Annotated in this window: 14 protein-coding genes and 1 pseudogene; 3 read left to right on the forward strand and 12 right to left on the reverse strand. The window is 63.7% G+C overall.

Features of this window, described 5'->3' with window-relative positions:
• Positions 1-146: 146 nt before the first annotated feature.
• The 6 genes from pdxS to AC3IMC_RS02835 form a co-directional block, all read right to left on the reverse strand.
• On the reverse strand, positions 147-1073 hold the full coding sequence (gene pdxS, locus AC3IMC_RS02810; protein WP_454485287.1) for a pyridoxal 5'-phosphate synthase lyase subunit PdxS: 927 nt from the start codon (positions 1071-1073) through the stop codon (positions 147-149).
• A 137-nt stretch (positions 1074-1210) separates the two neighbouring features.
• Complete coding sequence (pgsA, locus tag AC3IMC_RS02815; protein WP_490916927.1) at positions 1211-1834, reverse strand: phosphatidylinositol phosphate synthase; 624 nt, start codon at positions 1832-1834, stop codon at positions 1211-1213.
• Positions 1824-2411 (reverse strand): HIT family protein, encoded by a 588-nt coding sequence (locus AC3IMC_RS02820; protein ID WP_490916928.1) that lies wholly within the window; start codon positions 2409-2411, stop codon positions 1824-1826. Before AC3IMC_RS02820 ends, pgsA begins: the two co-directional genes overlap by 11 nt.
• A 17-nt stretch (positions 2412-2428) precedes the next feature.
• The gene (gene thrS / locus AC3IMC_RS02825; protein WP_490916929.1) at positions 2429-4438 is read right to left on the reverse strand and encodes a threonine--tRNA ligase; all 2010 of its coding nucleotides are present in this window, start codon (positions 4436-4438) and stop codon (positions 2429-2431) included.
• 116 nt (positions 4439-4554) lie between these two features.
• Positions 4555-8055: a DNA polymerase III subunit alpha gene (locus AC3IMC_RS02830; RefSeq protein WP_490916930.1), complete on the reverse strand. Its 3501-nt coding sequence runs from the start codon at positions 8053-8055 to the stop codon at positions 4555-4557.
• A gap of 11 nt (positions 8056-8066) precedes the next feature.
• Positions 8067-8390 (reverse strand): DUF6504 family protein, encoded by a 324-nt coding sequence (locus AC3IMC_RS02835; protein WP_490916931.1) that lies wholly within the window; start codon positions 8388-8390, stop codon positions 8067-8069.
• Between the two features lie 134 nt (positions 8391-8524).
• Here AC3IMC_RS02835 and AC3IMC_RS02840 point away from each other — a divergent pair, with 134 nt between their 5' ends.
• Positions 8525-8914, forward strand: a complete 390-nt coding sequence (locus AC3IMC_RS02840; protein WP_221385939.1) for a hypothetical protein — start codon at positions 8525-8527, stop codon at positions 8912-8914.
• Between the two features lie 2 nt (positions 8915-8916).
• Here the strand turns inward: AC3IMC_RS02840 and AC3IMC_RS02845 are convergent, their stop codons facing one another.
• Positions 8917-9240 carry a chorismate mutase gene (locus AC3IMC_RS02845; RefSeq protein ID WP_221385938.1) on the reverse strand — a complete coding sequence of 108 codons (324 nt, stop codon included), beginning with the start codon at positions 9238-9240 and terminating at the stop codon, positions 8917-8919.
• A gap of 16 nt (positions 9241-9256) precedes the next feature.
• Here AC3IMC_RS02845 and AC3IMC_RS02850 point away from each other — a divergent pair, with 16 nt between their 5' ends.
• Positions 9257-9679 carry a VOC family protein gene (locus AC3IMC_RS02850; protein WP_490916932.1) on the forward strand — a complete coding sequence of 141 codons (423 nt, stop codon included), beginning with the start codon at positions 9257-9259 and terminating at the stop codon, positions 9677-9679.
• A 78-nt stretch (positions 9680-9757) separates the two neighbouring features.
• Here AC3IMC_RS02850 and AC3IMC_RS02855 read toward each other — a convergent pair.
• A pseudogene (locus AC3IMC_RS02855) lies at positions 9758-10198 on the reverse strand (SOS response-associated peptidase); the annotation flags it as partial.
• A 206-nt stretch (positions 10199-10404) separates the two neighbouring features.
• On the opposite strand from AC3IMC_RS02855, the gene AC3IMC_RS02860 reads away from it, so the two are divergent.
• Positions 10405-10542, forward strand: coding sequence for a hypothetical protein (locus AC3IMC_RS02860; protein ID WP_490916933.1), 138 nt, complete (start codon positions 10405-10407; stop codon positions 10540-10542).
• A gap of 364 nt (positions 10543-10906) precedes the next feature.
• Here the strand turns inward: AC3IMC_RS02860 and AC3IMC_RS02865 are convergent, their stop codons facing one another.
• The 4 genes from AC3IMC_RS02865 to AC3IMC_RS02880 form a co-directional block, all read right to left on the reverse strand.
• Positions 10907-11626, reverse strand: a complete 720-nt coding sequence (locus AC3IMC_RS02865; RefSeq protein ID WP_490916934.1) for an SOS response-associated peptidase — start codon at positions 11624-11626, stop codon at positions 10907-10909.
• A gap of 87 nt (positions 11627-11713) precedes the next feature.
• On the reverse strand, positions 11714-12130 hold the full coding sequence (locus AC3IMC_RS02870; RefSeq protein WP_490916935.1) for a DUF6262 family protein: 417 nt from the start codon (positions 12128-12130) through the stop codon (positions 11714-11716).
• Positions 12127-14259, reverse strand: a complete 2133-nt coding sequence (locus AC3IMC_RS02875; RefSeq protein ID WP_490916936.1) for a tyrosine-type recombinase/integrase — start codon at positions 14257-14259, stop codon at positions 12127-12129. Before AC3IMC_RS02875 ends, AC3IMC_RS02870 begins: the two co-directional genes overlap by 4 nt.
• The gene (locus AC3IMC_RS02880) at positions 14246-15424 is read right to left on the reverse strand and encodes a tyrosine-type recombinase/integrase (protein ID WP_490916937.1); all 1179 of its coding nucleotides are present in this window, start codon (positions 15422-15424) and stop codon (positions 14246-14248) included. Before AC3IMC_RS02880 ends, AC3IMC_RS02875 begins: the two co-directional genes overlap by 14 nt.
• Between the last annotated feature and the right edge of the window lie 23 nt (positions 15425-15447).

Here is a 15447-nt window from a genome sequence, read left to right on the forward strand (position 1 = left end):
AACCCGAGCGACGGACGGCGCGGTCCGGCAGCGTGCGTAAAGGGGCCCCGCGCCCCAGCCAGCCGCGAAAGCTGCTAAAGGAGCGCGGGGATAGCACGCAGAGGATCGCGCCGTCCGACGCCGATAAGGCGGCAAAATGGAGAGAGTTACCAGCCGCGCTCAGCCAGGCGGTGCGGCTGGGGGATCTCGTCGACGTTGATACCCACCATGGCTTCGCCCAGGCCGCGGGAGGCCTTGGCGATGACGTCGGGGTCGTCGTAGAAGGTGGTGGCCTTCACGACGGCGGCAGCGCGCTGGGCGGGGTTGCCGGACTTGAAGATGCCGGAGCCGACGAATACGCCGTCGGCGCCGAGCTGCATCATCATGGCAGCATCGGCCGGGGTGGCGATGCCGCCGGCGGTGAACAGAACCACCGGGAGCTTGCCGGCAGCGGCAACTTCCTTGACCAGTTCGTACGGGGCCTGCAGTTCCTTGGCGGCGACGTAGAGCTCGTCCTCGGGCAGCGCGGAGAGCTTGGCGATCTCGGCGCGGATCTGGCGCATGTGTCCCGTGGCGTTGGAGACGTCGCCGGTGCCGGCCTCGCCCTTGGAACGGATCATCGCCGCGCCCTCGTTGATGCGGCGCAGGGCCTCACCGAGGTTGGTGGCACCGCAGACGAAGGGGACCTTGAAGTTCCACTTGTCGATGTGGTTGATGTAGTCGGCCGGGGTCAGGACCTCGGACTCGTCGATGTAGTCCACGCCCAGGGACTGCAGGACCTGGGCCTCGACGAAGTGGCCGATGCGGGCCTTGGCCATGACCGGGATGGACACGGCGTCGATGATCTGGTCGATCATGTCGGGATCGGACATGCGGGACACGCCGCCTTGGGCGCGGATGTCGGCAGGAACGCGCTCCAGCGCCATGACTGCCACGGCACCGGCGTCTTCGGCGATGCGGGCCTGCTCGACGTTGACGACGTCCATGATGACGCCGCCCTTGAGCATCTCAGCCATGCCACGCTTCACGCGGCTGCTGCCCGTGACGCTGTTCGCGGACGAACCGGCCTCGTTGCTTACATCAGGTGTAGACACAAAAACCCCTATGGGTAGACAGATGATCTTCGCCGGGCATGCGGCGGCAGCTGCCGAAGGTGCACGCACGGGTTGCCGGGTCCCTTGACCGGGCACTTATATACTAGTCCCCCGGCGCCCGGGCGGCTTAATCATGCTTAATCGGCGGGCGAAGGTGCCTGCAGAGACTGCCGCCGTACGGAAACCACGCGCTGCACCACGGTGACAAAGCTGGCCAGGGCCAGCAGCACCAGCGTGACCAGCAGCACTGCCGGAGGCAATCCCAGCCCGGTCAGGCCGGTGACCACCAGCACCGATACCAGGCGTTCGGCCCGTTCGGCGATACCTACGTTGGCGCTGAAGCCCAGGGACTCGGCCTTGGCGCGGGCGTATGAAACCACCATGCCCAGCACAAGGCAGAGCAGGGCCGCGACGGCGATGGTGGTGTTGGTCCCGCCGGTAAAGAACCAGACGGCCAGCCCGGCAAACAGTGCCCCGTCCGCGATCCGGTCCAGGGTGGAGTCCAGGAAGTTGCCCCATGGGCTTTTGACGTCCTGCATCCTGGCCATGATGCCGTCCAGGACGTCGGAGAAAATGAACGCCGTGATGAAGACGGTGCCCCAGAAGAGGTGGCCCAGCGGGTAGAACACGAGGGCGCCCACCGCCACGCCGGCGGTGCCCAGGATAGTGACCGCATCCGGGGAAACGCCCATTCGGAGAAGCCACCGGGCCAGTGGGGTGAACAGCGCGGTGAAGAAGCCGCGGGCATGCCTATTCAGCATCCGACTCCCCGGGCCAGGCGTCGGCCACCTGCTGGCGGACCTCGTCAAGGGTCTGGGTGATGGCCTTGGTCTGGGCGATGATGGGAAAGAAGTTTCCGTCTCCGCCCCACCGCGGAACGATGTGCTGGTGCAGGTGTCCTGCTATCCCGGCACCGCCCACCACGCCCTGGTTCATGCCCAGGTTGAACCCGCCAGGGTTCGACACTTTCCGCAGGACGCGCATTGCGGTCTGGGTAAGGTCGGAAAATTCGGCGGTTTCCTCCCGGGTGAGGTCCGTATAGTCCGGGACATGCCGGTACGGGCAGACCAGCAGGTGGCCGGGGTTGTACGGGAAGAGGTTCAGCACCACGTAGCAGGTTTTCCCGCGGTAGACGATGAGCGCTTCCTCATCGCTGCGGGCGGGACCTAAGCAGAACGGGCAGTCGTCTTCGTTCTTGAATTGGTGCTGTCCGCCCTTGATGTAGGCCATGCGGTGCGGAGTCCACAGGCGCTGGAAGGCGTCCGGGACACCGGCGAGGGCGAAGTCGTCGGTAACGCCGGCATCCCCTGGATATCCTGCGCCTGTGTTCTCCTGCACTGTCTGCTTCCGTTCCGCTAGCTGGTCCGGTTCCGGACGGCCTCGGTGATCCTTTTGACGGCTTCCGCCACCGGCACGCCGTTGTCCTGGCTGCCGTCGCGGAACCGGAAGGAAACGGCGCCCGCCTCGGCATCGTCACCGCCGGCAATCAGCACGAACGGGATCTTGTCCTTGCTGGCGGTGCGAATTTTCTTGGGGAACCGGTCCGAGGAGGTGTCCACCTCGGCACGGATGCCGGCCGCCTTCAGCTGGTCGACGACGTCGAACATGTACTCGTTGAAGGCCTCCGCCACGGGGACGCCCACAACCTGCACCGGAGCCAGCCACGCGGGGAAGGCACCGGCGTAGTGCTCGGTGAGGACCCCCATGAAGCGCTCCACGGACCCGAAGAGTGCACGGTGGATCATGACGGGACGCTGGCGTGAGCCGTCCGCGGCCTGGAACTCCAGCTCGAAGCGCTCAGGCAGGTTGAAGTCCAGCTGAATGGTGGACATCTGCCAGGTGCGGCCGAGCGCATCCTTGGCCTGGACGGAAATCTTGGGTCCGTAGAAGGCGGCTCCGCCCGGGTCCGGCACAAGCTCCAGCCCGGATTCCTGGGCCACCTCGGCCAGTGTCCTGGTGGCTTCCTCCCAGGCCGCGTCCTCACCGACATACTTTTCCGGGTCCTTGGTGGACAGTTCCAGGTAGAAGTCGTTCAGGCCGTAGTCCTTGAGCAGGTCCAGGACGAAGGTGAGGGTCTTGGTGAGCTCATCCTTCATCTGCTCGCGGGTGCAGTAGATGTGGGCGTCGTCCTGTGTCATGCCACGCACGCGGGTGAGCCCGTGCACCACGCCGGACTTCTCGTACCGGTAGACGGAACCGAACTCGAAGAGGCGCAGGGGCAGTTCGCGGTAGGACCGGCCACGGGAACGGAAGATGAGGTTATGCATGGGGCAGTTCATCGGCTTCAGGTAGTAGTCCTGGCCGGGCTTGCGGACGGTGCCGTCCTCGTTGAGTTCGGCGTCCACGTGCATCGCGGGGAACATGCCCTCCTTGTACCAGTCCAGGTGTCCCGAGACCTCGTACAGGTGCCCCTTGGTGATGTGCGGGGTGTAGACGAACTCGTAGCCGGCCTCCACGTGGCGCTGCCGGGAGTAATCCTCCATCTCCTTGCGGATGATGCCGCCCTTGGGGTGGAAGACAGGCAGGCCGGAGCCCAGTTCGTCAGGGAAGGAGAAAAGGTCCAGCTCGGAACCCAGCTTGCGGTGGTCGCGGCGCTCGGCCTCGGCGATGCGCTCCTGGTACGCCTTCAGGGCTTCCTTGGTGGGCCACGCGGTGCCGTAGATGCGCTGCAGCTGCTGGTTCTTCTGGTTGCCCAGCCAGTAGGCCGACGACGAGCGGGTCAGGGCGAAGGCGTTGGAAATGAGCTTGGTGTTGGGCAGGTGCGGGCCGCGGCAGAGGTCGCACCAGACGGTGGTCCCTTCCTTGCGCTCCACGTTGTCGTAGATGGTGATGTCGCCGGCGCCGACCTCGACGTTGACGCCTTCGCCCGCCTCTGCGGCGTCGTTCTTCTTGCCCAGCAGTTCGAGCTTGTAGGGCTCGTTTTTCATGGCCTCGCGGGCCTCGTCCTCGGTGACCACGCGGCGGACGAACTTCTGGTTCTGGTTGATGATCTTCTGCATCATCTTCTCGAGGGTCTTGAGGTCCTCGGGGGTGAAGGGCTCGGCGACGTCAAAGTCGAAGTAGAACCCGTCGGTGATGTAGGGGCCGATGCCGAGCTTGGCGTCGGGACGCAGCTGCTGCACGGCCTGGGCCATGACGTGGGCGGTGGAGTGGCGCAGGACGTTCAGGCCGTCGGGGGATTCGATGGTGACGCCTTCCACCTCGGCACCTTCGGGAAGTTCCTGGTCCAGGTCCTTCAGTTCACCGTTGACTCGGGCTACGACGACGTCGCGGCGCTCAAAGAAGAGTTCCGCACCGGTTGTCCCGGTAGTCACCTTGGTCTCTTCGCCATCGACGACGAGGGTGATCTGCTGGGCATCTGACACGGGTGTCTCCTATTCAAAGTTGAGGCTTCATAGCTTGTGGCATACGGGGACCACAGCCAGCCACCGTCAATGCTATCGGTTCACACAAAGGCCGACCAACGCGGCACACGGGAGGTTCAGCCGTTGAAACCGGTAATGGCCAGAGTCCTGCTGACCCCGTCCAGGGGATGCGGGCCGTCAGGGGCGGGGACGGCGTCCGGGAACGGCAGGGTGTCGGTCCTGCTGAGGTCCCATGCCATGCTCGCACTGAGGCTGATGCCGCGCGGGCCGGTCCTTCGAGTGGTTCCCCGGATCAGCAGGAGGCGGGTTCCGAACAGGAGCGGACCGGCACTTTCCTGGGCCTCGTGGAAGAAGACGGAGTCGACGCACCCTGTGCCGTCGTCGATGCTGATGAACACAACCCTCCTTCCTCCGCGCATCGGAGGTGTCTGAGTGGCCACCCGCACCCCCGCCACCAGAACTTCGGTGCCGTTGCGCAGGCTGAGAAGTTTGTCGGCGGTGGTGACGCCGAGCCTGTCGAGCAGGGGGCGGTGGCTCTCCATCAGGTGGGTGCTGACATCGACTGCCATCAGGTCCAGTTCCGCCCGGACGTTGTCCACCAGGGTGGGTGCCGGCAGCCCTGGCTTGATGTTCCGCAGTTCGACGTCGCCCAGGGGCAGGGACAGCTGGCCCTCCAGGACTGCTACGCCTTTCCGGGTGTTGCTTGAAGACTGCAGCTTTTGCAAGTGCTGCACGAGGTCCGCACGGTTTGCCGGGCCACCGGCATTTCGGTGCAGGGAATCAAAGGCACCCAGCTGAGCCAGGCGCCGAATGCTGGGCTTGCTCAGCCTGGAGCGTTCCCGGAGGTCTGCCAGGGAGTCGTAGGGCTGTCCGGCCACAATCCTCTTCAACTCTGCGGCGGACAGCCCATAAATGCCGTTGAGGCTGAGCCGGATCCCCAGCTTGCCGGTATCCGGACCGGACATCACGCGTTCCACCTGGTATTCGGCTTTGCTGAGGTTGATATCCAGCGGGAGGATGGGGATCTTCAGCCTCCGGGCTTCCGAGACCAGCAGCCGCTTGGGGTACATCCCGGGGTCGTGTTCCCACAGGCCGGCGAGGAAGGCCTCGGGATGGTGGGCCTTAAGCCAGGCCGATTGGTAGGTGGGGACGGCGAATGCGGCACCGTGGGCTTTGCAGAAGCCGAAACTGGCGAAGGACTTCAAGGTCCCCCACACTTTGTCGACGACGTCGGGAGAGTACCCCTTGGCTTTCGCCTCGCGCCGGAAGAATTCCTCTACTTGCGCTTCACCTGTTTCGTTGCTCAATGCCCTGCGGAACTCATCGGCTTTCGCCAGTCCGCATCCGGTCATGATGTCAAAGGTCTTCAGGATCTGTTCATGGAAGACAGTGACGCCGTGGGTTTCCTGCAGCACAGGCTTAAGGTCCGGGTGGGGATACACTTCCGGGGCGAATCCATGCCGGTGCTCAAGGAAGGGACGCACCATGTCCGACTTCATGGGTCCTGGACGGAACAGCGAGATGTCGATGATGAGGTCGTTGAACTCCCTGGGGGCCATCTTGCCGATTAGTTCACGTTGCCCCGGGGATTCTATCTGGAAGCATCCGAGGGTATTCGTGCTCCTGATCAGTTCATAGGTTGCTTCGTCATCGAGGGGGACGGCGTTGAGGTCGATCCTCCCGTCGGCTGCAATGTAGTCCGGGCCGGAACCGTCCGGGCCGGAACCGTCAGGGCCGGGCTGGTGGCCGCCTGCCTCGACCACCTCCTTCTTGCCGGGATGGATCCGGATAATCTCCCGGACGGCGAAGGCCATGGCGCTTTGCATCCGGACACCCAGGACATCGAGCTTGAGCATGCCCATGGGATCCATGTCGTGCTTATCGAACTGGCTCATGGGCAGGCCCAGGCCGCTGGGCTGCACCGGGGTGCGGTCCAGCAGGGTGGCGTCGCCCAGGATCACGCCGCAGGGATGCATGGAGATATGGCGCGGCAGGCGGTCCAGGCGCTCGGTCAGGTCCACCAAAAGATCCAGTTGCTGGTTCCCTTCGGCGTCGCGCTGCTCCACCCGGCCGGCGAACTCCCGCAGCTCGGGCTTTTCCTGCAGTGCTTCACGGAACTTCCGCGCGGAGAAGCGCCACAGCTGTTTGGCGATCTCCCCCACCTCGCCGTCGTCCATGCCCAGGGCCAGCCCGGCGTCGCGTACCGCTCCCCTGGCCCGGTACCCGTTCTGCATGCTCATGAGGGTGACCCGTTCGGAGCCGAAGCGTTCAAAGATCCGGTGGTAGACGTTGTGCCGTTCAGCACTTTCGACGTCGATGTCGATATCGGGCAGTGTTGCCCGGTCATTGGAGAGGAAGCGTTCGAAGATGAGGTCGTGCTGCAGGGGGTTTACATGGCTGATCTCGATGAGGTAATTCACCAGGCTGGAGGCTCCGGATCCCCGGGCCGCTGCGCGGACCCCCATGTCCTGGATCATGCGGGAGACCTCAGCCACTGTAAGGAAGTAGGAGGAGAAGCCCAGGTTCTGGATGATGCCCAGCTCGTGGTCCAACCGGGACAGCATGGCGGTTTCGCCGGCGCCGGTGATTCCCGGGAACCGTTTGCCTATTCCTGCTTGACAGCGCTGGACCAGTTCAATGTGCGGGTCCTGGCTGATGCCGATCACTGAAGCCTCGGGCACCACCGGCTGCTTCCACCCCATGTCCGTAACGGGATCGATCCGGCAGAGATCGGCGAGCGCCTCGGTTTGGGCCATCAGCTGCTTGAGGTCCGCGGCACCATAGCCTGCAGCGGCAATGATTTCCTTGGCCAGGTCCATCATCTGGTTCGCGGTTTTCAGCCACCCCTGGCCGGTTGGTTGCAGGAGGGGCTCCCCTGCCAGTTCCGGCAGGGACTTCAAGGTCCTTGCCGAGTCCAGGACGTCTGCGGTGGGGGCGCCGTCAGCCGCACAGTACCTTACGGCGTTGGTGAGGATGGCCGGTACATGGTGCTCCTCGGCGAGCCGCAGCATGCGGACAGCGTGGGAAGTGCTGAAGGGTGACCCTGGAGCGCTGAGCTGGGAGACGATTTCGGCCACTACGGTCCCGCGTGGCATGGCGTCCAGCCATTGCTTGAACAGGGTCCTGGGCCGCAGGTACCGCCGCCCTCCCATGGCACGGCCGACGTCCGAATCAGGACCCAGCAGGACAGTCAGCACCGGCTTGAGGGTGTGGGGGTCAAGGGTGCGGGATGCCAGTTCGGCGCGGGTGACCGCTGCCGGCACCGCTCCCCCGGCTTTCCCGGAGGTTCTGGCATGGGCGTCGGAAACCAGCCTGCAGAGGGCCCGGTACCCCGCGCCGTTGTTGTGTCCGCGGGCCAGCACCACCACCCTGCCAGCTACCTGTGTGCGGTGATCGCCGTCGTCGTCAAATACTGCCAGGTCCACCCCCACAATGGGGTCGATGCCCGCGGCCATGCAGGCCTTGAGGTGCTTGATGGTGCCGTACAGTCCGTCGCGGTCGGTGCAGGCCAGCGCCGTGGCACCGTCAGCGGCTGCTGCGGCTGCCAACTCCTCGGGCCAGGAGACCCCATAGTGGGCGCTGAAAGCAGTGGAAACGTGAAGATGGGTGAAACTCATGCTGTTCTGGTTCAGGCAGTTCTGGGCCGAAGGCCGTCATGGATCCGCAGCAGCCGCCAGCGGCCACTGCGGATGTGGCGGGTGAGGTCAAGGGTGAGGGGTTCAGCTGAAGTATTGGCGGAAGCAGGCAGCACCTGGACCCGCCAGATTTCGTGGTCAACTACTCCTGGACCACTGCCCAGGGGCGCCCGGCTGTCTTCCACCCACCATTGGCGGCGTTCATACCAGCGCAGGGGATCGGCGCAGACTGCATAGTCCATTCCTGCCCAGGTGAGGGATTCAGGCTGGCCGGTGGAAGAGCACACCACATCCACGGACTCGCTGAACATGCCCATGTGCACCTCCCCGGACTAAATCTTTTCGAACACCCCATTCGAAGATGTGTTCGAATAAAGCCAGTCTACGCCGGGTTGGAGGTTAAACCTAGGCAGGGGTGGACGGACCGTCCGGCAGGGAGCAGGATGATGGCATGGATACCGATGAAGCACTCCTGAAGCAGGCAAGCATCAAAACCCAGGACTCCACCCTCGTGGCCACGTTTGACATCGACGGGACCATTCCCGGCTCCGGCGCTTACGTGGTGGGGTTGATGGGAGCTGCACCGGACTATTCGTCGCAACGGCGACTATGCATCGAGTTCATGAACGGGAAGGCGATCGCCTGCTACTCGTTCAACCGGGACCAGGGAATCGAGGAAGACTACGACCTGTCAGGCGTGACCCATTCCGGTTCCACCATTACAGGCAGTTTCCCGCGGTCAGCCCTGAACGGACTCGGCAAGGGACATGTGCTGTCTGCCTTCAGCGAGGCCGACGGCCGGGAGTTCCAGCATGGAGTCCCGGTGGAGGAAGCGCTGTAGCCTCAGCTGCTTTCTTTGTGGATCCGCATTTCAAGTTCAATGAACGCGGAGATCATGGCCCGGTAGGTCGATTCAACGATGTCCGGGTCGATGTCCTTTTTCTCCGCTGCGGACCGGACATTCTCGATGATCCGCTCCACACGTCCGGGCGCCCGAACTTCGGCGTCGTCGCCTTTGAGGGTCCCGGCAATCCGGATCAGCCGTTCGCGGCGTGCGATGAGGGTGACAATCTGCTCGTCAACCTCGTCCACGGCGATCCGAACGGCAGCGAGCTGTTCCCTGTCGGCCCGGGCATCCCTATCGTTTCCTTGAATTGTCGCCATCATCTGACACTATCGAAGCATGGAGCCCAGAGTCGACTTTATCTCCCTCGGCGTCCGCAGCGTTTCCCGCTCGCGGGCCTTCTATGTGGACGGCCTTGGCTGGCCCGTTCACCGCGAAGTTGCCGATGAAGTCCTGTTCATCCAGGTGAACCACGGCCTGGTGCTGTCGCTGTGGGACGTGCGCCAGATGCGGGCCGAGGCCGGAGTCACCCCGCCGGATGGGATTCCCCCCATCACCCTCAGCCACAACCTCTCCAGCGCCGCAGACGTGGACCGGGTCATGGAAGAAGCCGCGGAAGCCGGCGCCGCCATCATCGCGGAGCCTGTCACCCAGCCCTGGGGAGGCTATACCGGCTACTTTGCCGATCCGGACGGGTTCCGCTGGGAAGTGGCCTACAACCCCAGCTGGACAGTGGACGACGCCGGTACGGTCACCGTGTGATGGCACGGCCCGCCATGGGGAGCGGCTGCCGGAGCAGGCCTCCACTGGAGCAGGGCTTGCGCTAGAACAGGGCTTGCACTAGAACAGGGCCTCCACCGGGCGGATCAGTTCAGGCCCGTTGTTGCGCACGTTGCCCACCTCTTTGCCCACGGAGTCCACCTGCCAGTCCGCGGCCGCGTCCTTGACTCCTGCCCGCACGAGGTCCACCAAAGCGGCGGCGTCCTCCGCGTGCGGATCCAGCCAGGCCTCCATCGTGGCTTTGTCCATGGGCAGCGGCACCCGGTCATGCAACGCCGTCAGCTTTCCGAAAACGGTCGACTCCGTCCCGGGCGGCGGTGTGTCCGCCGTCAGGATGGACGTCGAGAGCAGCCAGCGGCCAGGCTCGCCTTCGGGCACGGACGGGTCCTTCCACCATTCGTACAGGCCGGCGAAGACCAGGCCGTGGCCCTCCCCGGGATGCACGTAATAGGGCTGTTTCGCCTTCCCGGGACCCTGTTTCCATTCGTAGTAGCCATCCCCCCGCTTATCTGTAGTTGTCTGTCGATCGTCCGGGCAAGCTAGGGGGGCGGAACTGTTAGAGACGCGTCTTCACGGACCAACGCTTGACCCGTGACGGACCTTCAAGCGGGAAAGGGTGAGGCATGGAAGGAGCGATAGTCTTCGCGGTCGTAGGCATGGTTTGGCTCATTTTTCGGAAAGGGATTGCCCGTCGGCAGGCTCAGATCATGACTGATTTCACCGGAGGTGGGGAAGCGCCCGAGAGCCGCGTGAAGGGATGGGAGCAAATGGGACTAGCGTTCTGCATCCTGCTGCTGACAGCTGGAACTGTCATCGGGTTTGCCGCTGTAGTGGGCAAGCCATGACTTGGGGACCAGGAGTAACCGGCCCCTTTTTCATAATCCTGGGCATCTTTCTTTTAGCCAGTGCAGGAGGATTATTCCTGTTGCGTAGGGTCATGGCTCGCACCGCTGAGCGGTCGTGGAAATCACTCCGTGGGGCGGGGAGATTTAAGACATATGCGTTCCAGTACAAGGCCTCGGTGGCGGCTGCCGTGTTGGTGGCTATCGGAGGTGTAATAAGTCTGATTGCCGGAATACTGAACCTCTAGCCCTGATAAGTCGCTATATGGGCCTAGCTGGGGCCTCGGGCCGTTGCAGATAGACCTTTCAGGAGTAACCCTAACCGGCACGAAACAGGGGCCGTCGCAGCAAGGTGCTGCAGGGGCGCTCAGCTGTCTGCGACAGCCGGTTCTATCAGTTCCGGCCCGTCATTCCGGACGTTGTTGACCCGGCTGCTGACCACACGTGGGACCAGGTGCGGTTCGGGCATGGAGTCCAGTAGGGCCCGGACGTCTGCCTCGGAGGTTGTGTCCGGGTCGAGCCAGTCCGAATACATCTCCGGAGGCACGATCAGCGGGGTGCGGTCGTGGATGTGGCCGAGGGCATCAGAGGCATTAGTGGTGATGACCGTGGCAGTGCGCAGCCACTTGTTCGGGTGGTCGTTGGGCAGCGAAGGATCGGGCCAGTTCTCAAAGAGGGCGGCGAAGGCAAGAATCTGGTTGTCCGGCCCGTAGAGGTAGGTTGGGATCTTCCCGCCCTCAGGGGTCTTTTCCCACTCAAAGTAACCGTCGCCTGCGAGCAATCCCCGTCTTGCCGATGCGGCTTTCCTGAAGGAGGGTTTCTCGGTAATGGTTTCCATTCTGGCGTTGATGAGTCTCGCACCGCCTTTGGGGTCCTTGGCCCAGGACGGAACAAGGCCCCAGCGGGCGGTGACCAACTTTCTGGTCACGGGTGCGCCGTCCCCCGAGCTCCGGTCCAGAATCAGGGGGACAGTGTCTGTTGGGGCCACGTTGTAGGAAGGCTGGAGCTCATCGACGTATGATTCCTCGACGTCGAATGCCGCCAGAAGATCACCGACAGCTCTGCTCATGACGTATCTGCCACACATAGGGCCATTATGCCCGCTGCCAGGCCGTCGATTCTGTCCCCTCGCAGCAGACGTCGTCCGATCATTGATGGAACGGGGATCCGTTGGCTACTCGGCATTGGGCAAACTGGGGTGGCGCCGCAGCCGCAGCAGTTCGCCATGGGCGGCTTCCAGAGCGGCCTTGAGTTCGGAGATCTCCGCCCGATGCCGGGCCCGTTCGTCTCGGAGGGCGATGGTGAGTGTGCGGACGATGCTGCTTGTGGAGGTTGCCGCGGCGGGCTCGCTGGGCGGCACTGCCGCCCGCATGCCGGCAGTGCGGCTGCGAAGGTCTTGGATGCGGTTACGCAGATCAGACGTGCGGTAGAGAAAGTCCTTGGAAACGTGGCCCGCGGCCGCGACCGCCTCAAAGGTGATGGGTGTGCCGGCTTTCAGTAGTGCGCGTATGCCGGTGTCAGCGCGATCCCGTGCTGCTTGGCGTTTTCGTGACGCGGCCTGGGCGAGTAGTTCCGGGTTGCCGCGGCTCATTGCGACTCCTGCGGATCGTGTCGGTCAGCGTTGATTCTGGTTTGCTCTCCTGCGCCGCGGATTGGCTCGTGAGCATTATCCGTTTGTGCAGTGAGGGTTTCAACGATGGTCTTGAGTGCGCGCTGCTCGCGGCGGCGGAGGGTGAGCCATACGTGGTTTTCGCTCATCGGTTGTCCTGTGCGTTGCTGGTGCGCAGCCTGCCGGTTGTCAATGAGCTGGTCGAGAGCGACTGCCTCGCCTTCGTGGACGCCAAGGAATCGTTCGTCGGTGACGAACAGGTTGCAGGTGAGGCAGGCGTTGCCTTTGTCGCAGCTCTTGGCCGGGGGCAGTGTGCACCAGCCGTTTGGCAGCACGCGGTCGGTGCGTGAGTCCAGCGCCATCAGCTCATAGAGGTCCTCGCCTTCGATCGCTGATGCGGAGCCCGAGGTTGTGATCTTGCGGTAGCGGAGGAACTCGGCTTTCGCTGTCGCGTCGAGGGTCTGCGCGTAGTGCATCGTCATTTCGGGGCTTAGGTGGCCCATGTAGCGCTGGACGACGTGCAGGGGCACGCCTGCGTTGATCAGGCTTGTCGCTTTCGTGTGCCGGAACCGGTGCGTTTTGCCCAGGTCCAGCGGTGTCCCATCGGCTTCAGTCAACCCGGCGAGGGCAACGAGATGACGCAGTTGTTGTCGAAACCGCCCGTCCTTGTAAGGGTGCTGGCCGCGCAAATTGCCCTGAGCCTTCACAAACAAGTACTTCGGTGTCACCCCGGCTTCGAAGTTTTCGGTGAGCCAGCGGCGCTGCTCTGCAATGATGGCGGTGACTTCCTGGTCGACGAAGATCGTGTCCGGCGCGTCCAGGATCTTCGTCTGCTGGTAGCGCAGCTTTGCGATGTTCCCGCCCTCAGGGGTGGGGCCTTCAACCGGGATGATCGGATCCAGGTCCAGCATGCAGATCTCATTGATCCGACGCCCGGTAGCCATCATCAGCAACAGAATCCGCATCCCCTGCTCGTCCCCTAATCCACCGAGCGGGCGAGGGACGCCGAGCAGATGGGCGTGTGCGGCCAGCGCCGACATGACTGTGTCGGTAAACAGGTGCCGTTCGTCGTAGCGGTTCTTGTGAACGCGCGGAATGTCTCCTGGCCGCCAGAACCTCAGATACTCAGGACCAATACCGGTCCACCGCTCATCACCGACCGCGGCCGCAGCCTCGGGTCCGAAATCGTTCATGAATGCGTAGAGGCCCCGGACTGCCGCGGTAATCTGGGCGACGCTCCCGATCGAGCGCGGTTTGCCGGTGTTCTTTCCGTGGCGTGTTTTCGTCTGACGGGTTTCGCTCAGGAACTCCAGCATCAACGGGCGCAGCCGGGCGGGGTCCGGCGTGAGTCGCGGACCCGGGAGATTTCGGGCTGCAGCAAATTCTCCGAAGGGAAGGAGCGCGTTGTGCCGGCCGTGCACGCTTGCCCAGGTCAGCTGGCCGGCCTCGAGTTGTGTCTTGACGTAGAACATCGCGCCCTGACGGAACCACGTGGGTTGGAGGCGGTGCCAGTGGACCGCGACCTGCGAGAGCATCTCCTGGGGCCGCCGGGGGATTCGCTGGTCCAGGGTCAGGTCCCAGATCTCTCGTTGCCACCACGGCCTTGTGTCGTAGGCGAACCAGAGAAGCTTGCTGACCCGGTCCAGCGGTGACAGGAATGTGCGCAGCGTGTTCGGATTAGGCAGCTGCTTCGTGCGCCGGACCCAGGTCGTAGCCAATTCAGTGCGCCATACGGCCGGCGTGTAGTTCATCAGGCTCTCGAACGGCTGGCCGGCCCGCTGCAGCCGTTTCGACGTCGCGGCGAGCTCCCGCGCGAGTAATCCCAACGGCGCGCAGGGTACTCGCCCGCCGAGCTCGACAATGCGCCAGATCGCGAACATCAGCTCGTTCTTCATCGTGGTGGGCAGGTTGTCGAGGTGAATGTTGCCGATCTTGTCGTGATAAAAACCGAATGAGCTTAGATGCTCGGCCGGGATCGAGTCCCGCGTGTAGTGCAGCAGACGAAGGCCCTCGGGGACCGCGCTGAGCAGTTCCTCGTTCCGTGCCGCAGTGAAGCCAGGTGCTCCGCTGGCATGCAGGATCCCGACCATGTCTGCGTCAGATGTCCGCATGCCCGTCCCTCCATTGTTTTGTCACGGCGGACCAATCGGCCAGTGCCCGTAATTCTTCGTCCTCGGTCACCCAGGCGTAGGTGTTCAGGGTTGTCTGGACGTCTGCGTGACCGAGTCGTCGACTGACCACATGAACTGGTCGGCCAGAGAGAAGCAGGGCCGTGGCATGGGTGTGACGGAACCAGTGCGGGGACCAATGCGCTGGCACGAGGTCGCCAAGCACCCGCTTTATCCGGGCGATCAGCTTGTAAATCGTTTCCGGGCGAATTGGTGCGAAGCGTTTTCCGCCGGCGACGTTTACGAAGACGTATGAGCCGTCGATGTCCCCGACTGCCAGGTCCAGGCCTGCCTCGCAGAGGTGCCAGACGTAATCGGCGTAGAGGCGGTCCAGTTCGTCAGAGATGTAGAGCTTGCGGTAATTTCCGCCCTTCACCCGCGCCCCGTGCGGATGGGGGCGCGGGATCACCTCGATGTACGGATTCTCGCCGCCGCCCGAGTGCCAGTCCCGGTGCTGCAATGAAAGCGCTTCGCCAAGCCGCAGGCCTGTCTCCTCAAGCAAAGCGAAGAACAGCCGGTCCCTGATCGATCCTGACCAGGACCTCGTGCCGGGGTCCCAGTGCGCGCAGGCTTGTTTGATGGAGTCGATCTGCGCGGCCGTCAAAGTTGGTGCCGCCCGCCGTCGCCGGTGGACCTTCACTGACACCGACGCCGCACGTGATCCGCGTCGGATGTGAGCCAGGAACGGCAAGTACGGCGAGTTCGATTCCCGCCCCAGGAACAGCGCGGGAATTCCCTCGAGGCCGCGCCACTGCTGAAACACATAGAACGAGCGGACCGCCTGCAGTCTCTGGGCCGCCGTTGCATCAGCGACCCGCTCCGGTACGGCGGACAAAGACGATACTCCCGGCGGGAGCCCCGACCGCATCCAGCCGAGGAACCCCGTGAAATCCTCAACACCGAAAACGTCCCAGCTCCGGCCACGAAGCTCGAGGAACTCCCACCACAACGCCAACCCGCGCGCGTAAGCCTTGACTGTGTTCGGCGAGGCGTCGGTCTGCCGCAAAAACTCAAGGTACGACTCGATCTCCTTGGCTGGCAGTAGATCAGCACCCAGAACAGTCCAAGTGGGCTCCTCGCCCTCCAACCGTATTCTTTGCACCCTCATCGCGCGGCTCCTTTGCCAACCCC

The sequence above is a fragment of the Arthrobacter sp. E70 genome (genome assembly GCF_058266945.1).